This is a genomic window from Brevibacterium oceani (assembly GCF_017948325.1).
In the GTDB taxonomy this organism is placed as follows: domain Bacteria; phylum Actinomycetota; class Actinomycetes; order Actinomycetales; family Brevibacteriaceae; genus Brevibacterium; species Brevibacterium oceani.
Map to the genome: position 1 here is coordinate 24566 of NZ_CP072846.1, position 17637 is coordinate 42202.

Below are 17637 nucleotides of genomic sequence, written 5' to 3' on the forward strand. Positions count from 1 at the left end.
TGTTCTACTCACTCCTTGATGCGGTCGGCCATGAGTTCGCCGACCATGATGGCTGCCAGATTGGTGTTCGCTCTCGGCACCGCCGGGAAGACGGAGGCATCGACGACGTGGAGGCCATCGATTCCGTGCACCCGACAATCCGCGTCGACGACGGTGGTCGGGTCCTCAGCTCGGCCCATCCGGCATGTGCTCGTGCCGTGCTGCGCGTCGGCGACAGTGGCGAGCAGGTGGGCATCGAGAGCTTCGTCGTCGTCGAGTGCGGCGAAGAGCTCGGGATTGCACTCCTCGACGGAGCCGCCGAGGATGCTTCGGACTGCGTCCTCGTCGAGCAGCTCTGTCAGGCGCCTGACTCCCACGCGCAGCCGCGCACGGTCACCGGGGTCGGAGAGCATCCTCTCGGCGACGAGGGGCTGGTCGAGAGGGTCGGCCGAGGTCAGGATGACGCTGCCGCGGGAGACCGCCTGGTTGAGCCAGACCCCGAGGGCGCCGTATTCGGCTCCCGTGTTCGCCGTCGCCATGGAGATCACGCTCTGGTTCATCGACACGAACATGAGGTCGTTGAATCTCCCGTCGCCGCTCGACCAGCGCACGCAGACATTGGTGTGCCGATCGTTCGGCGTCGAGACCCCCGCCGAGGCGGTGAGCGGAAGCGTGATCGACGCCATCGCGTGATCCTGCAGACCCTGCCCGACGGGCAGATCGGCTCGGCAGTCGATGCCGAGGGACCTGAGATGTTCGCTGGGCCCGATGCCCGAGCGCATGAGGATCGCCGGGGAATGGATGACACCGGCACTGAGCACGACCGTCGCGGCGTGCCGGTCCTCGGCCACACCGTCGACGAGGACTCGGACACCGACGGCCGCCCCGTCCTCGATGATGACACGGTCGACGGTGGCCTCGCCGAGGATGGTCAGCGTCGGCAGATCGCGTGCCCCTTCGAGGTAGGCGTCGTTGACGCTGACCCTGCGCGAATCGCGGGAGTTGATCGGATAGGGGGAGACTCCGGTGGCCTGCGGTGCGTTGACGTCGGCGGCCCAGGGGAATCCGGCGGCCAGTGCCGAATCGGCCAGGGCGACATCGACTGCTCCCCACTTCTCACGAGGCGCGCGGTAGATGGGGGTGGGTCCGGAGTCCCCGTGATAGTCGGCCGCGCCGAACTCCTCGTCGTCCTCGAGGGCGACGAAGGCGGGAAGCACCTCGGCGCCCGACCAGCCCGCACAGCCGGTCTGCGCCCATTCGTCGAAGTCATCGAGCGGAGGGCGGATGGCGATCTGTCCGTTGATCGAGGAGCTTCCTCCCACACCTCGTCCGCGCCAATACGGTGCCGGCGGCTGTGCCTCGGTGCGCGTGGCCTCGAGATCGGTCCACATCATCCCGTCGATGGCATCGGGGTCCATGATCGCGACCGCGGGATTCGGCGATCTCCAGGCTTCGTGCATCTGCGCGGATCGATAGTCGCGGCCGGCTTCGAGCAAGAGGACTCGCTTGCCCTGCTGTGCCGATCGCACGGCGAATGCTGCGCCGGCTGAGCCGGCTCCGACGACGATGATGTCCCAGTTGTCTTCTTTCACGTCACATCTTCCTTGAGAACGAGTAGTTTGGGAGCCAGTGGCGGATCGTTCCGCTCAGCACCTAGAATGACTGACATCACAAAGTTCAGTCAATAGTGAATGTTCAGCAAAGACTGAATTGTTATGAAGGGGATCGATGTGACGGCATCCGCGCCGGAAGGCAGCCGAGACGTGGAGGAATCGCTGGTCGAGAGCTTCGGTCGACGCGTCGGCGAGGCGATGGGCTGGCCCCCGATGGCCGGTCGCGCAGCCGGGGTCCTCATGCTCAGCGAGACACCGCTGAGCATGGCCGAGCTGCAGGAGCGGCTCGCCGCGAGCAAGGGCTCGGTTTCGGAGACCACCCGACTGCTCATCGACAACGGGGTCATCGAGAGGTTCAAGGAGTCCGGTCAGCGTCAGTTTGTCTACCGCTGGCGAGCCGATGCCTGGGTGGGCTGCCTCGAACATCAGCGGCAGACGACGGCGCAGCTGCTCGACTTCGCGGAGTCGGCCGGCCGCGAGGGCCGGGGGCTTCCCCCGGTGCAGAGGGAGCGTCTTGAACAGATGAACGAGTACTACCGCTTCATGGCTGACCGCCTCGACGGACTGCTCACGGAGTATTCGCGATCAGCGGCATCCGGGGTCGGTCGACGGTAGCGAGGGATCTCCTCAGCCGAGGATGCAGAATTCGTTGCCCTCGGGATCGGCGAGGACGACCCACGGTTCGTCACGGGTCTGTCCCACATCGACTCGGCGAGCTCCGAGATCAAGGAGGCGGGCCACCTCGGCGGCCTGATCATCGGGACGGAGATCGAGGTGGAGACGGTTCTTCACGACCTTCTCCTCCCGATCGATGCCGACGATGATCCCCGGCAGGCGATCGGGCGACTGGCGGATCTCGATCTCCGTCTCGTTCTCATCGATGACGACCCAGCCGAGCGCCTCGGCCCACCAGCGGCCGAGCGTGAAGGTGCGCAGCCGGGCCGGCTCAGCCCTCGCGAATGGTCATCCTGGTGATCTGGTCGCCGTCGAGGTCGAAGGCGAACGAGGAGCGGCCATTGGCATGAGTCGAAGCCCAATCGCCGATCACGGTGACGCGATCACCCTCAATCGTCACCTCTTCGGGGGAGATGATGCCGGTCGCGCCGATGAACTCCACGTCGCTCCAGCCCTTGATGGCGTCGCGGCCGACGAATTCGCGGCCCCAGTCGTCGACGACGCCCTCGGGTGCGAAGGCGTCGAGGAAGCCCTGCTCGTCATGGGAGTTGACGACTTCGATGAAGGTCGCGATCGTCGTCGGTATCTGCGGTTCTGTCACGGTGACTCCTGTTTCTCTGTGTCGGGTGCGGATTCTGTGCTCGGCGTCCGTGCGGTTCGCGGCGTCTTTCGGCCGCAAGGTCTCAGCGGGTGGTGTATCCGCCGTTGGCGAAGATCGTCTGTCCGGTGATCCACCACCCTTCGGTGGCGAGGAAGCGGACGATCGGTGCGATGTCCTCGATCTGAGTGAGCTGGTTGCCCAGCGCCTGCGACTTGTGGAACTCGACGCGCTCCGGGGTCTCCTGACCGTAGAAGAACGGTGTATCCATCGGCCCTGGTGCGATGGCGGTGACCGAGATTCCGCGCTCGCCGAATTCCTTTGCCGCTGCGCGGGTGAAGTGCTCGACGGGGCTCTTGCCGCCGGCGTAGGTCGAATAGCCGTCGGTGAAGGCGGCGAGCAGCGCTGTGACGATGGTGATGATCTTGCCGCCGTCGCTCAGGTGCTTGCCGGCTTCCTTGATGAAGAAGTAGGCGGCCTTCGAGTTGATGTCGAACATCGAATCGTACTCGGCCTCGCTCGTGTCGACGATCGGCTTGCGCAGCACCTTGCCTGCCGTGTTCACGGCGATGTCGATCGGCCCAAGAGCCGCCTCGGCGTCGGTGAAGAGCTGTTCGACCGCGGCCGCCCGGGTGAGATCTCCACTGAGCAGGACACCGTTGACGCCCTGGTCCTCGACTGCGGCGAGTGTGGCCTCGGCGTCCGGGCGGGAGGATTCGGAGTTGTAGTGGATGGCGACATTCGCTCCGGCTTCGGCGGATTGGCGAGCGATGAGCCCGCCGAGGTTCTTTCCGCCGCCGGCGATGAGGACGTTCTTGTTTCGGAGTGTGCGTTCGGTCATGATCGCTCCTGACGTATCGTTGGTATATGTCTGTATAGCAACAGTACACGATACTATAGCGATATGACAGGATCCCCGACCCCTGATACACGGACTCGGCTGCTCAACGCGGCAGCCGACCTCATCGCAGAGTCTCCTGGGGAGGACTTCTCGTTGCGTGCGGTGTGTGATGTCGTCGGGGTGAAGATGCCGACGCTCTACCATTTCTTCGGCAGCAAGCAGGGTCTCATCGACGCAGTGATCACTCGCGGATTCGACATGTATCTCGGTGAGAAATCAGCGATGGAATCGAGCGGTGACCCGATCCAGGACCTCCGAAGCGGCTGGGATGCCCATGTGGAATTCGGACTGCGGAACCCCGGTTTCTACACCCTCATGTACGGCAAGGTCCGACCCGGGCACTCTCCCGTCGATCAGTCCCGCCCGAGCGCGATCCTCAGAGCTCTCACTGCAGAGGCGGCCGCGCAGGGACGATTGGTCGTCGACTCACGTCAGGCCGCAGCCCACATCCTCGCGACGAATGTCGGACTCACGCTCCGTCTGATCGTTCTCGGCCATGACGATCAGGAACTCTCGGCCGAGATCCGTGAAGGGGTGCTCGCCTCGATCACAGGCACATCGGTGCCTGAGTCGCCTGTGGCGAGGTTCGGTCATTCGGTCATCGAATATGCTGTCGCCCACCCCGAGATCCTCGGACCCGCGGAGACCCAGCTGCTCGTCGAGTGGACCCGACGCCTCAGTGAGCACGCCGACGGATCAGACCGGAGCCCGCGTTAGGGCGCACAGCCCGGTCTCTCAGCCTTCGACATCGCCGAGGTGGTGGTGGACTTCGTGCCAGCCGTAGCGGGTGAGCGAGGCGATCGTGAACTCCCGACCGTCGGCGCGCAGGCCCGTGCGCTGCCATTGCTCGTCGTCGAGGTCGGAGAGCGCACCGGCGTAGGCGGCTGCGGCACGTTCCAGCCCAGGGAGCACCTCGGCGGCCGTTTGCTTTCGGTAGTCGGACTCAAGAGCGACGGCATCGCCGTCGAAGTTCGGCAGGGTGGGAGCCTCCTCGGCGAGCATGAGGAGGGTGCGTGACCGGAATTCGGTGAGGACGTCGCGGAGGTGGGCGGCGTATTCGACGGTCGACCATCGGTCCTCGCGGAAACGGTCGGCGGCGTCCGGCCGAGCGAGGGCGGGTGCCCAGGAAGCGGCCGCCTCGGCGATCCGGTGCTTAAGGTCGATGATGTCCTCGTCCCCGGTTCGATCTCACTCATCCGTGCCTCCCGCTGTCGAGGGTCTTCTTGAGGACCGCCGCCTGGCTGATGTCGTCGCGCTTCGATGCCGTGAGCAGGGTGAGCGTGCCCTTCTCGGCGATGTCCTTGAGACGGTCGAGCGCCTCGGCGCGGGTGTCGTCCTTGAGTTCCTCGCGGTAGCGCCTGGCGAATTCGTCGTACTTGTCGGGATCGTGCCCGTACCACTGGCGCAGCTCGGTCGAGGGGGCCACGTCCTTGAGCCATTCGCCGAGGTTGGCGTGGTCCTTGCTCACTCCCCGCGGCCAGACCCGGTCGACGAGGACGCGAGTGCCGTCGGATGGTTCAGGATCGTCGTAGATGCGGCGCACCCGGATCCGTGGATCGTCCGAGGTGGTCATGGTCGTTCACTCCCTCCGCTCGCTTGCCTTCCAGTGTAGGACGTGGCGGATTCGGTCCTTGCCTTCGCGTCAAACCCCGCGCGTATAGTGGAGATCTCAGCCGCGCTGATGCGGTCTGTGGTGGGCCGATGGCGAATCTGCGAATCGAGGAGATGATGCAGTGACTGTCCAGAGCCAGGCGTCGCTCCCATCACCCGCCCTGCCTGGGCGGAGATCGAGGAGGAGGCCAGGCAGCTTCGTGCGCCGTTCACGGTGACCCGCCAGGCCATCGACGACGTCGCTCGCGGCTCCGGCGACTCGGACTGGCAGCCGGTCAAGGACGCGGCCACAACCATCGCCATGGCCGAGGACCGGGCGGTCCTCCATGGACTCGATTCGGCGGGCATCGGCGGCATCGTGCCGAACTCCTCGAATGCCACGGTCGATCTCCCAGATGCCGTCGAGATCATCTGGGCCCCGGCCCTCGAAGGTGCCCTCCTCGTGTCCACGCGCGGCGGGGACGTGGCGACGACTTCGAACCGCCCATCGACGTGGAGCTCGCTTCGCTGTATGCGGCGGATGACGGTTGTCTTTATCTGCTCTACCGCCTTCCGCGCGACTGATCACTGCCCCTTGGGCCGGGATGAGTGGTGTCGCTCGGCGGAGGGCTGAACCTGTCCGAACTGGCACTTGAAATCTTTTTTGCGAATATGTCTATAGAAAAAAGATGTTCGATTGAATTACGGAAAACTCTGGACAATGAATTCGACTGCGGAGTAGAATCGGGGAAAGCATTCACAGAGGCGTGAAAGGCAGGGGAGACCGATGAAGGATCAACAGGATCCGAGTGATGACGAGTTCGATCCTGCCTCGGATTCCTCTTCCTCTGAGGTCCTGCCGGACTCGGGGCAGATCGGATACGTGCAGCTCCCCTCGAGCATCGGCCCCGACTCACCGAGGCGACTCGACGTCGCCGAGGATTCGCCCTTGCTCTCTGTGGTCAGGGTGCTGGGACTGAGCACGAGTGTGCAGCTGGCCGAACTGCGATCCATTGCCCAGGCCTTCCTCGCCGAGGCGGTCGAACGTCTCAATCTCAGGCCGAACGTCGACGAAAGGATCTCTGAGTACGCGACCTTCGGCGAGACGCTCGAGCGTTTTCTTGACGCAGCCGAAACCGAGATGAGTGCGAAGTCCGGAACGGACGAAGTCGTCGCCCCGGGCAGCTGTGAATCCGCGCTGCAGGCAGCACTTGAGTCGCGACCCGACTTTCCCGGCTTCCACCTCGGAGAGACCTTCGACAGGTGGGTCCACAAGCTCGCAGAGATTGAGGATGTGGCCGAACTGGCCTCAGTGTTGGGCTCGACCTCCGGGCAGACATTCGGCAAGATCGTCACGGCTGTCACCATCGTCCATGGGCTGCCCAAGTTCCTCGCGCGCTGCTGTGCCGGCGAGTTCACCATCGAACACGTGAACGCCGCGGCCAGGACGGCCAAGGACCTGTCCTTCGAGTCGTTGCCTGAGCTCGACGAGTACTTAGGTCAACGACGGGCCGATGTCACCATCGACACCTTCAGGAAATCACTGTCGATGAAGGCCGCCTCCATGCAGGACGAAGACGACCGTTCCGACCTGGCGTCACGGCGCCGTCGGGTGTCGATCACCACCTACAAGGACGGAACCGCCTCGGTGGTGCTGAGCGGTCCGGCAGCGGAACTCAAGGCGTTCCACCAGCGCCTCGAAGCCTTCGCCCGTGCGATCAGACACGGAAACTTCGCATCCCTCGTCGCCACCGACATCAATGATGTCGACGTCAGCGAACTCGGCAGCATCGACTCGCTCATGTACGACATTGCGACTCGCGTGGCCCCGCAGCTGACCATTGAAGTCACAACGAATGACACGCAGAACGGAACAACCACCGTCAACCAGATCCCCTTGGACCTGCCCGATCAGGGAGTTCCCACCGCGGCGGCGATCGTGAACACGGTCAACAATGCAACCGACGGGGCACAGGAGGAAGCGGAACGTGCCGCGACGACCGCTGGTTCCACCACGGTCTCGACCGTTATCAAGATGGCGATGCCGACCCATGGCCAGTGGCTTCGCGAACAGGCGAAGCTTCTGGTCACGGTGCCTTTCCTGACATTGGCCGGTGAGTCGCAGCTGCCTGGAATCTACTCCGACGGTTCTCCGATTCCCGCCACTGTCGCACGCGCCATCGCCGGAGAGTGCTCGACCTGGACTCGGATCATGACCGATCCGGTGACCGGCACTCCGCTGGACGCGAGGTCGCAGAGTTACCGCATCCCTGCGGATGTCCGGTTGCCGCTCGCTGCGAAGTGGCAGGCATGCTCGATGCCGGGATGTACTCGTCGGGCGGAGACGTCCGAACTGGACCACATCATCCCCTTTGACCACGACGATCCCGCAGCGGGCGGACAGACCACCTTCGAGAACGGGCACTACCTCTGCCGCCCGCACCACCAGGCGAAGACCGATCGGAAATTCAGTATCCGCAAAACCTCGGACGGTTCGGTGGAGTATGTCTTCGCACACGGAGTGGCCGCCGAGGCAATGCCGCCGGACAACCCGATCAATGCTCGGCACGCCGAGTTGTTCACCGAGTTCGGCAGCCCACCGGACTCACAGCAGAACAGGCCGGACCCGCCCCTGAAACCCTCCCCGAGCCCGCCCCCAGTCGCTCCGAGCACGTCTCCGGGGGAGGCGCTGGGTCGGCCACGGAGACAACCGGCACCGGCCGGTCTCGCGAACGACCGCGAAAGCCCCAGCGCGAACCATCTGCCCCACCGGCCGCGCCGCAGGAGCCAACAGAGAAAGGACCAGAGCGGCAGAGTATCCACCACGGGAGAGCAGGTCGACCCGTGGTCGGGGCAGCGGCCCGCGAACATCAACTGGAATGCGTGCGAGCCCCCACCCTTCTGAATGCATCGATCCGTCCGTACCGTGAGCAGCTAGCTCGAGTCGGTCCCGGCGCTGAGGTTGCTGAGTATGAGGGTGCGCACCTGCCGGTCGATATAGGTGTCGAGGTCGAGACCGATCTTCTGGAAGTACCAGTGCTTGAGTGCCCACATGTGTGCGATCGACATGAGGTCGTGCCCGAGAGCCTGCGCATCGACATCGCGCAGATGACCGGTCTCCACCGCCCCGGACACAACATCGATGAGCGGCTGCAGGGTCTCGAGCTCCTGTTCCTGAATCGAACTCAGCCCATCCTTCGACAGCGACCGCGAGGCCTGATAAGTGAGTACGACAGCGTGCCGCTGTTCGCCGACGATCCGGCAGAACTCGGAGAATGCGGCGATGACCTTGTCCACCGGGTCAGCCGCCTCGGCGATGGCAGACGGAACGCGCAGCCGGAACTCTTCGAGCACCCGGGTGATCGCGGCGAGTACGATCTGCTCCTTATCGGAGAAGTACTTGTACAGCAGTCCGACGCTGACCCCACCGGATTTCGCGATCGCCTGCATCGACACCGAATGAGTGCCCTTCTCCTGCATCAGGCGCACCGCGGCATCGACGATCTGCCGTTCCCGGAACTCCGCCCGGGCCCCACGGACGATGGCGTTGAGATCTGCGGATTCAGCTGACATGGTCGACGGCGACTTCCTCTCTGAGCTTGAACTTCTGAATCTTACCGCTCGGAGTCCGCGGGAACTCGTCGAGGACCTGCAGAGCCTCGGGCCAGTACTGCTTTGCCACCCCCTTGGATTCGAAGAACTCACGCAGATCATCCATCTCCAGGCTCTGGCTCTCGACCAGGGTGACGACCGCACACGCGATCTCCTGCAGCCGCGGATGCGGCACCGCGACGACCGCGACCTGAGACACCGCCGGATGCTCGTAGAGGACGTTCTCCACGTAGGCGACAGGGATGTTCTCACCGCCGCGGATGATGATGTCCTTCGACCGGCCGGCGATCCGGATGAAGCCGTCCTCGTCCATCTCCGCCAGGTCGCCCGTGTCGAGCCAGGCGCCGTCGAACGCCTCAGCCGTCAGCCCGGGTTCCTTGAGGTAGCCGACGAATAGGAACGGGCCTTTGACCTGGACCTTTCCTTCTTCTCCGGCGGGCATCGGTGCACCCAACGGATCGACTACGCGCACCTCCATGGACCCGAGAGCCCGACCGTCGGTGCCCGTGACCTTCTCCTCCGAATCGCCCGGGGCGGTCATCGTGACCAGACCGCATTCGGTCTGCCCCCAGCCGCCGAACACGCTGAGCCTCGGCAGGAGTTCGCGCGCCTCATTGACCATCACACGCGGGATCGGGGCACCCATGCAGCAGAAGTGCTTGAGCGAGGACAGATCGTGCTCGGTCGTCTTCGCGGCATCGAGCAGGTCGTGGAGGAACGGGGTCGCCCCGGAGGTGTGCTCGATTCCGTGCTCGGCGACGAGGCGGACGAAGTCCTCACCGTTCCACACATCCTGGAACACTCCGGTCCCGCCGATGAGCAGCGGCAGGCACACCCCGTACATGTACCCGGTGAGGTGGCCGAACGTCGAAGCCATGTGAATGACCGACCCCTGACCCAGACCCAGGTGGTCCGGCCAGGGCAGGGCCGCCGCAAGCACCGAGTTGTGCGTGTGCATGGCCCCCTTCGGGTCGCCCGTGGTGCCCGAAGTGAACAGGATGAGCCCGACATCGTTCGGATCGGGACGGCGTTCGGCCCAATCGATCGATTCCAGCGCCGAGGTGGTCGTACCGCGGCCGAGGAAGTCCTCCCAACGTTCGAACCCGTCCCGCGCGGCGAACGGAGCCTCACCGGGGGCGTCGAGCACGATCGTGTGCGTGAGTTCCGGCAGGTTCGCCCGCAGCCTGTCGACCATGTCCGGGTAGTCGAACTTGCGGAACCGGTTCGGCACGAAGAGGACGGAGACACCTGCCTTCTTCGCCATGTACCCGATCTCACGGTCGCGGTAGATCGGAATGAGACCGTTCGTCGCGGCCCCGGCCTTGATGGCGCCGAGGTGGATGACCAGCCATTCGTACCAGTTCGGCAGGTGGATTCCCACGACGTCGCCCGGTGTGAGACCGATGTCGACGAGTGCCCTGGCACAGGTCTCGACGTCGGCGGAGAGCTCCGCATATGTGTGCGCTCCGTAGGGGTCCCGGGAAACCACGGCATCCGGACTCTCTCGGGTCCAATGCTCGAGGTGGTCGAGCAGCGTTTGGTTCTTCCAGTCGCCCGCCCAGGTGTGCTTGTCGATGAGGGCGTCGGTGAGGGTGGTCTCGAATCGTGTGGGCATGTCAGGGCTCCTTTGCTCTGGTGGTGCGTGGGCCGTGGTGCTCAGGCCATGGTCAGTCCGCCGGAGACGGACAGGGTCTGGCCGGTGACGTAGGCGGAATCGGGCCGGGCGAAGAACGCCACGGCGTTCGCGAGGTCATCGGGGTGGGCGAGTCGGCGCATCGGAATGGCCTTCTCCAGCGCGGTGCGCAGCTTCGGGTTGTCCGCCGAGATCTCGGCGAACAGCGGGGTGTCGGCAGGTCCCGGGCACACGCAGTTGGCCGTGATCCCGTGCCGGGCGACCTCGCGGGCGAAGGTCTTCGTGAACGAGATGATCCCGCCCTTGGCCGCCGAGTACACCGCTTCGCCGCTCGATCCGACGCGACCGGCGTCGGATCCGATGCTGATGACGGCACCGGATTCGGCGGCGATCATGTGCGCGGCCGCGGACTGCGTGCAGTTGAGCGTGCCGAGGAGGTTGATCGCGATGACCTTCTGCCAGGTCGCCGGCGTCGAATCCATGAACGGTTCGACCTTGTCCCACCCGGCGTTGTTGACGAGGACATCGATGCGACCGAAACGCTCGATCACCTCGGCGGTCATGGCGTCCACGGCCGCCCGATCGGTGACATCGACGGCCAGGCCGATCGAATCATTTCCCAGCGCCGAGGCGGTGTCCCCGGCCTTCTGTGCGTCGAGGTCGGCGACGACGACGGTCGCACCGTCGGCGGCGAGACGGCCGGCGATGCCCTTGCCGATGCCCGAGGCGGCTCCGGTGACGATGACGATGCGGTCGGTCAGGGGCGCGGTGTGGGTTGTGTTCGCTGACATGGTGGTGTCCTTCCTGGTGAATGGGGTGTCTGTCGAGTGTCTGCGGGGTGGTTCAGGGAGCGAATTCGCGACCGGCGGATTCCCGGGCGATGATGAGTTTCATGATCTGTGCAGTGCCGTCGCCGATCTGCATGCCGAGCACATCGCGCAGCCGCTTTTCGACGTCGCGGTCCTGTTTGTAGCCGTTCTGGCCGTGGAGCAGCAGGCACTGGTGGATCGCATGGTAGGCCTCGAGCGGAGCCCACCATTTGCACATGGCCGCCTGCGAAGTGTGCGGCAGTCCTTCGTCGCCGAGGCGGAGCGTGTCCAGGCACAGCAGCCGGGCGGCAGCGATCTTCGTCTCGGCCTCGGCCAGCGGGAACGATACGCCCTGGAACTTCGACAGGGGTTGGTCGAAGGCCTGGCGGTTCTTCACATAGGCCCAGGCATCGTCGATCGCTCGTGACGCGGTGCCCACACACTGCAGTCCGATGAGCGCGCGGGAGAAGTCGAATCCCTGCATGACCTGGGAGAACGCACCCCCGACCTCGCCGAGGAGGTGGTCGGCCGGAACGCGGACGTCGTTGAAGTCCACGCTGCCGCGCGCGACCGCAGCCTGCCCCATGTCGACGATCGGGGTCCGGGTCACCCCGGGTGCGTCGAGATCGACGAGGAAGGCAGAGATGCCCTTGCCGCGCTTGGCATCGGGATCCGTGCGGGCGAAGATCACCGTGGCGGTCGAGGTCATCGCCAGCGACATCGACTTCGTGCCGTTGACGATCCAGTCCTCGCCGTCCCTGCGGGCGGTGGTCGAGGGGTTGCCCGCGTCCGAACCGGCATCGGGCTCCGAGAGCCCGATGGCCACCGTCGCGTCACCGGAAGTGATCTGGCGGCAGTAGTGGGCGGCCACCTCGGCGTCGGCATTGCGGGCGATGACCTGCCCGATGAGGGACCCGACGACCTGGATGTAGGCGACGGGGAGGTCTCCACGGGCGATGGCCTCGGTGACGCGGCCGGCCGTGACCTTGCCCAGGCCCTGCCCGCCGAGGTGGCCCGGCAGTTCGGGGGCGATGAGCCCGGCCCGACCCATCTCCCGGGTCACGTCGACGCCGATGCGACCGGCGGCCTCACGGTCGCGTGCTTCGCTGATGAGCCTGTCCTCGAATCCGGCCGCCGCCTCGAGGAGGGCCTTGGCAGCGGGGGAGAGTGAAACGTCCACGGTGATCCTTCTGCGTTTGTCGGGTCTTCGGGGTTCAGTAGGCGCCGTCGAAGCGGCTGAAGTCGGGGTCGCGCTTCTCGGCGAAGGCGGCCGCACCTTCGTGCGACTCGGGCGAATGGGCGTAGAGGTCGAGGGCGCTCATGGCGAGGTTCGTGAACCCGGTCTGCATCTCGGAGTCGGCGTTGAAGGACTGCTTGAGGAAGCGCAGCGCCGTCGGTGCCTTGAGCCCGAGTGCCCGGGCGCGCTCCTTGGCGCGGGGGATGAGCTCATCCGCCTCGACGACCTCGTTGGCCAGGCCCCATGATTCGGCCTTGCGTGCGTCGATGAGTTCGCAGAAGTACCACATCTCGCGGGCGCGCTTCTCGCCGATGACGCGGGCGAGGAAGGCCGAGCCGTACCCGGCGTCGAAGGAGCCGACCTTGGGGCCGGCCTGGCCGAAGCGTGCATGAGAGGCGGCGATCGTGATGTCGCAGATGGTCGAGAGCACATTGCCCCCGCCGACGGCGACGCCGTTGACCGCGGAGATGACGGGTTTGGGCACCGAGCGGATGACCTTGTGCAGCTCGGAGATGCGGAACATGCCGTAGCGGCTGGGGCCGTAGTCGCCGGTCTCGGCCTTCTGTTTGACGTCGCCGCCGGCGCAGAAGGACTTCTGCCCGGAGCCGGTGAGGATGATCGATCGCACGCGGTTGTCGCCCCAGGCCAGGGTGAAGGCCTCGATGAGTTCGTCGACGGTCTGCGAGCGGAAGGAGTTGAAGGATTCGGGGCGATTGATGGTGATGACGGCGAAGTTCTCTTCGACCTCGTAGAGGATGTCCTCGAACTCGTCGGTCGCGGCCTGCTGAGTCGTAGTCGTATCTGTCGGCATCGGTGCCTCCTCGATGAAAAATGAATCTGTGTTCACACCCAGTGAACATCAGTTCACAGAAGAGGTCAAGAGGTCAGAACCACCTCATGCGGCCGGGATGGTGCAAGAATGAACCCGTGGAGCTCCTCCGAAGAAGGACGGAGTTCACCGACGAATGGACGACGATGACTTCGGAAGCACCGGAACCGACCACCCCTTCGACGCCCGGCCGTACGCCCGCGGCAGGGGCGGAGATCGGCGCCCTCATCGGAGGAGCGTTCGGACTGCTGTTCCTCATCATCAACAGTTCGCAGTTCTCTGCGTTGGGTCGCACTCTGGTCATCGCGCTCGGAGCTGTTGTGTTCGCGGGCATCCTCGTCTTCGCCGTGCGGGGCCTCGTGCAGCGCCGTGGCGCAGACTCCCGGGAGGACAGAGCGCGGCGGGAACCTCCGTTCGGTCGCGCCTACTGGATCATCGTCCTCATCGAGGCGATCGCCCTGTTCGCGGGAACCCGTCTCCTGGCGAGCCTCGGCCACCCCGAGCTCGGAGTCGCCTGGGTGGCCGTGGCCGTCGGCACCCATTTCTTCGCCCTCGGGAAGGTCTTCGGGCTCGACCGCTTCCATGTGCTCGCGACCGTCGTCACTCTCTGCGGACTCGGCGGGTTCATCGCCTTCTTCGCGGCGGCGCCCGCCTTCATCCCCGTCATCAGCGGCGTCATCTCAGGCTTCGTGCTGCTCGCGTTCGCGATGTGGGCCCTGGTGCCGGTGGAGCGGTGAGCCTCTACCCGACGCGGCACCGACGCCTGCGCCGGCGGTTTCACCCACTTAAGAGTCCGGCGTCGTCCTCCCTATCAGGCGTCGGCCCCCTCGGCAGGGCCGTCCTTCTTCGGCGACTGCACGCGCGGAGGCGGGAACTCCGGCGGCGCGGCTGCAGGATGATCGTCCAGGCCGGCGAGCACCTCGGCGATGGCGCGATCGAGCTGCGGGTCGTCGGCGGCGAAGAGCTGACCCGGATCGTGTTCGACCTCGATATCGGGGTCGACGCCGTGGTTCTCCACGCCCCACTCCTTGCCCTCGAGCCAGAACGCATAGCGCGGCTGGGTCACCCCGGTGCCGTCGACGAGGTCATAGCGGCCGTCGATGCCGACGACCCCGCCCCAGGTGCGCACACCGATGACCGGGCCGATGCCCTTGGCCTGGACGCGGGCGTTGATGATGTCGCCGTCGGAGCCGGAGAACTCGTTCGCCACGAAGGCCACCGGTCCCCGCCTGGCATCCTCGGGATCGGGAACCATCGCATCGTAGTTCCGGGCGGCGTTCCACGCGATGACCCGGTCGGCGAAGCGTTCGGCCACGAGCGCGCTCGTGTGCCCGCCCCGGTTGAACCGGACATCGGCGATGACGCCGTCGCACCCCATGGCCTGCCGCAGATCGCGGTGCAGCTGCGCCCAACCGTAGGAGGTCATATCCGGAACGTGCACATAGCCGATAAGCCCCTGCGACTTCTCGGCCACGTACTCCCGGCGGGAACGCACCCAGTCCTGATACCGCAGCTTCTCCTCATCGGCCAAGGGGATGACGGCGACGACCCGATCCTTCCGACGTCCGCGCCGCAGCGTGAGCTCGACGATCGAATCCGCGGAACCCTGCAGATGAGCGGCCGGACCGGCCACCTCGTCGACGGGCTGACCATTGACAGCGACGATGACGTCACCGACCTGGGCCGCCACCCCGGCCTGCCGCAGCGGCGATCTGGCAGCAGGCTCACTGCTCTCACCGGGCAGGATGCGGGTGATCGTCCACCCGTCGGCGGTCCGCTCCAGATCCGCGCCGAGGAAGCCGAGCTTCGTCGACGAGTCGTCCGGCCCATCGCCTGATCCCGAAGGCGGGGTGACATAGGCGTGCGAGGTGTTGAGTTCGCCCACGGTCTCCCACAGGATGTCGACGAGATCGTCATGTGTCAGCGCCTTCGCGGCCACGGCACGCCAGCGCAGGGTCACCGACTCCCAGTCGACTCCGTTCATGTCCTCGCGCCAGTAGTGGTCGCGCATGATCCGAGCGTTCTCCTCGAACATCTGCAGCCATTCGGCGCGACGATCGAGTTCGAAGCGCAGCCGGGAGGTGTCGACGGAGACGAACGCGTCGTCATCGGCTTCGACCTTCCGATTCGCCGGGACCACGGAGATGTCGCCGTCGGTGCGGACGACGATGAGCTTGCCGTCCCCGGTCACCTCGTACTCGTCGGCCCTGTCGACGACGGTGACCAGCTTCCGTTTGGCGAAGTCGAAGAACTGGACGGCCTGCTTCGGCTTCTCACCGGCATCCCCGGCCCGCTTCGTGCCGAGCTCGCCGTCCTCGGCATCCCCGGTGCGCATCCACAGCAGCCCGCCATCGGCCGACTCGAGATGCTCGAACACCCCGGAGGCCACGGGGAACGGCAGGATCCGTTCCTCTGCCCCCTCGAGCTCGACCTCGGCGGTGGTGACCGGCTTCTCACCGCGGCCGCGTTCGGACTTCGATTCCTCGACCACCTCGCCGATCGCCCATCCGCTCGCGCTCGGGCCGAACGGGGCCGGTTCGTCGGCGGCCAGCGGCAGCAGCCACGGACGGGTCACGCCGTTGAAGGACAGGTCGAACGAATGCTGGTTGTAGGCCGGGTCGAAGGTGCGGTCGGACAGGAACGCGACGTACTTCCCGTCGCGGGTGAACGCCGGCGAGGCGTCGTTGAACTTGCCGCTGGTCAGCGGCTGCGCGTCCCGGTCCGACTTCACCTCGACGATCATCAGCTGCGCCAGCTGCTCCTCGCCCTGCGTCGGCTGCGACCACACGAGGTACTTCCCGTCGGGGGAGAACCTCGGGGTCCTGGCCTCACCGAAGCCCGAATGCCCGACCAGCCGGGTGCGGCCGTTGCCGACCTCGATGAGCCGGATCGATCCGTCGTGGGAGATCGTGGCAAGCGTCTTCCCCGCCGGGTCCGCGCGCAGGTCGAGGACCCGACCCAAGGCACCGGCCCCGATCCGCCGAGGCGGCTTCTCCCCGGTCACGGAGGCGACCTCGATCGCGTCCTCCCCTTCGACGTCGGTGACGTACGCGGCCAGTCCGGTGGAGCCGAGGACGACGGGCTCACGAGTGCGGATCGACGAATCCGCGCACAGCGCCCGGGCCGGTCCCTCGCGGTGAGCCAGCCAGAAGGTCTTCCCGCGCCACTCGATCACCGAGGCATTGCCGCCCTGATCGGGGCTGATCCGGTTGATCCCGGTGCTCGGGTCGAGGCGCAGCGGCTGCACCTGGGTGCCCGGCAGGGTCACCGACAGCGTGCGCACCTGCGCGTCGAGGCTGTCGAGGATCTTGATCTCACCACGGCTGTGCCACACGATGCGGGTGCCGTCGGTGGTGGCATCCCGCACGTACCCCTCGGCCTCGGTCTGCTGGGTGAGCTGACGGGGTTCGCCGGCCCCGCCGGTGCCGTGACCGCCGGCTCCGTCTGCCGTCGCCGAGGCGGTTGTGGCCAGGCCGTCGATGATCCAGAGGTTCGCCTGCTCCGAGGCATGATGAGGAAAGGTCGCGGCGCGGTCGGAGGTGAAGACGAGGGAATCGCCGACCCACAGCGGATCGGTCAGCGAGGCGGCGTCGTCGCGCAGCAGTCGCTGCCACTTCGCCCCGGTGCCGTCGGCGTCACCGGCACGATCGATCCACAGCCTCGGCGCCGTGCCTCCGCGGTAGCGCTTCCAATGTGCCGGGGGACGGGAGAACGGCGTCGACAATGCCGTGACTCCCGCGTGATGCCGAGCCATTCCCGAGGCGCGGCCGAGCCGGAGGCGCGTCACCGATCCGTCGAGGCCGACCGACCGCACGACATGGTTGCGCACCTCGAACTCCCCGGCGTTCGCACCGACGAGGACATGCGTCTCATCGGCCCAGCCGAGCATCGTCATCGCCGACGAACCCAGCCAGGTCAGCCGACGCAGGGCCCCGGTGGCCACCTCGGCGACCATGAGCTCCGGCTGGCCGGTGGCGAACGACACGAATGCGACGTGCGCGCCGTCCGGGGAGATCCGCGGTGATCGGACCCGGGCATGGTCCGAGGTCAGCCGCCAGGCGCGGCCGCCCGCGGCCCCGACGAGCCAGACGTCGTCGTCGGCGGTGAAGGTGATGAGATCGGCATGGATGTGGGGATAGCGAAGATAAGTCACGTGACCCA

The 17637-nt window shown here is 66.0% G+C and carries 17 protein-coding genes; 5 read left to right on the forward strand and 12 right to left on the reverse strand.

Annotated elements, in window-relative coordinates:
* Positions 1 to 8: 8 nt before the first annotated feature.
* A complete protein-coding gene (locus tag J9314_RS00105; RefSeq protein ID WP_210603854.1) occupies positions 9 to 1571 on the reverse strand; it encodes a GMC family oxidoreductase in 1563 nt (520 codons plus the stop codon).
* A gap of 123 nt (positions 1572 to 1694) precedes the next feature.
* Between J9314_RS00105 and J9314_RS00110 the strand changes: the two genes are divergently transcribed.
* Positions 1695 to 2207 carry a GbsR/MarR family transcriptional regulator gene (locus tag J9314_RS00110; protein WP_210603855.1) on the forward strand — a complete coding sequence of 171 codons (513 nt, stop codon included), beginning with the start codon at positions 1695 to 1697 and terminating at the stop codon, positions 2205 to 2207.
* Positions 2208 to 2219: 12 nt separating this feature from the next.
* Here J9314_RS00110 and J9314_RS00115 read toward each other — a convergent pair whose 3' ends face one another.
* The 3 genes from J9314_RS00115 to J9314_RS00125 form a co-directional block, all read right to left on the reverse strand.
* Entirely contained in the window at positions 2220 to 2528 is a 309-nt protein-coding gene (locus J9314_RS00115; protein ID WP_210605452.1) for a VOC family protein, read from the reverse strand.
* Positions 2529 to 2538: 10 nt separating this feature from the next.
* Positions 2539 to 2868, reverse strand: a complete 330-nt coding sequence (locus tag J9314_RS00120; protein WP_210603857.1) for a nuclear transport factor 2 family protein — start codon at positions 2866 to 2868, stop codon at positions 2539 to 2541.
* 82 nt (positions 2869 to 2950) lie between these two features.
* A complete protein-coding gene (locus J9314_RS00125) occupies positions 2951 to 3706 on the reverse strand; it encodes an SDR family oxidoreductase (protein WP_210603862.1) in 756 nt (251 codons plus the stop codon).
* Positions 3707 to 3769: 63 nt separating this feature from the next.
* Here J9314_RS00125 and J9314_RS00130 point away from each other — a divergent pair, with 63 nt between their 5' ends.
* Entirely contained in the window at positions 3770 to 4483 is a 714-nt protein-coding gene (locus tag J9314_RS00130; RefSeq protein WP_210603864.1) for a TetR/AcrR family transcriptional regulator, read from the forward strand.
* A gap of 18 nt (positions 4484 to 4501) precedes the next feature.
* On the opposite strand, the gene J9314_RS00135 is transcribed toward J9314_RS00130, so the two are convergent.
* Complete coding sequence (locus tag J9314_RS00135) at positions 4502 to 4933, reverse strand: DinB family protein (protein ID WP_210605453.1); 432 nt, start codon at positions 4931 to 4933, stop codon at positions 4502 to 4504.
* A gap of 25 nt (positions 4934 to 4958) precedes the next feature.
* On the reverse strand, positions 4959 to 5339 hold the full coding sequence (locus tag J9314_RS00140; RefSeq protein ID WP_210603866.1) for a DUF488 domain-containing protein: 381 nt from the start codon (positions 5337 to 5339) through the stop codon (positions 4959 to 4961).
* Between the two features lie 213 nt (positions 5340 to 5552).
* Between J9314_RS00140 and J9314_RS00145 the strand changes: the two genes are divergently transcribed.
* Both J9314_RS00145 and J9314_RS00150 read left to right on the forward strand, forming a co-directional pair.
* Entirely contained in the window at positions 5553 to 5990 is a 438-nt protein-coding gene (locus J9314_RS00145; RefSeq protein ID WP_281412387.1) for an encapsulin, read from the forward strand.
* A 153-nt stretch (positions 5991 to 6143) separates the two neighbouring features.
* Positions 6144 to 8261, forward strand: a complete 2118-nt coding sequence (locus J9314_RS00150; protein ID WP_210603868.1) for an HNH endonuclease signature motif containing protein — start codon at positions 6144 to 6146, stop codon at positions 8259 to 8261.
* Between the two features lie 29 nt (positions 8262 to 8290).
* Here the strand turns inward: J9314_RS00150 and J9314_RS00155 are convergent, their stop codons facing one another.
* Genes J9314_RS00155 through J9314_RS00175 form a run of 5 tightly spaced genes read right to left on the reverse strand, consistent with a single transcriptional unit; the run spans position 8291 to position 13458 of the window.
* A complete protein-coding gene (locus tag J9314_RS00155; RefSeq protein ID WP_181274226.1) occupies positions 8291 to 8929 on the reverse strand; it encodes a TetR/AcrR family transcriptional regulator in 639 nt (212 codons plus the stop codon).
* Positions 8919 to 10583, reverse strand: a complete 1665-nt coding sequence (locus tag J9314_RS00160) for an AMP-binding protein (RefSeq protein WP_210603870.1) — start codon at positions 10581 to 10583, stop codon at positions 8919 to 8921. The genes J9314_RS00155 and J9314_RS00160 overlap by 11 nt, the downstream gene beginning before the upstream one ends.
* A gap of 41 nt (positions 10584 to 10624) precedes the next feature.
* Entirely contained in the window at positions 10625 to 11392 is a 768-nt protein-coding gene (locus J9314_RS00165; protein WP_210603872.1) for an SDR family NAD(P)-dependent oxidoreductase, read from the reverse strand.
* Positions 11393 to 11444: 52 nt separating this feature from the next.
* A complete protein-coding gene (locus J9314_RS00170) occupies positions 11445 to 12590 on the reverse strand; it encodes an acyl-CoA dehydrogenase family protein (RefSeq protein ID WP_246490525.1) in 1146 nt (381 codons plus the stop codon).
* 34 nt (positions 12591 to 12624) lie between these two features.
* On the reverse strand, positions 12625 to 13458 hold the full coding sequence (locus J9314_RS00175) for an enoyl-CoA hydratase-related protein (RefSeq protein WP_210603874.1): 834 nt from the start codon (positions 13456 to 13458) through the stop codon (positions 12625 to 12627).
* A gap of 116 nt (positions 13459 to 13574) precedes the next feature.
* Between J9314_RS00175 and J9314_RS00180 the strand changes: the two genes are divergently transcribed.
* Positions 13575 to 14213, forward strand: a complete 639-nt coding sequence (locus J9314_RS00180) for a hypothetical protein (RefSeq protein ID WP_246490526.1) — start codon at positions 13575 to 13577, stop codon at positions 14211 to 14213.
* 74 nt (positions 14214 to 14287) lie between these two features.
* Here J9314_RS00180 and J9314_RS00185 read toward each other — a convergent pair whose 3' ends face one another.
* Positions 14288 to 17629, reverse strand: a complete 3342-nt coding sequence (locus J9314_RS00185) for a S41 family peptidase (RefSeq protein ID WP_246490527.1) — start codon at positions 17627 to 17629, stop codon at positions 14288 to 14290.
* Between the last annotated feature and the right edge of the window lie 8 nt (positions 17630 to 17637).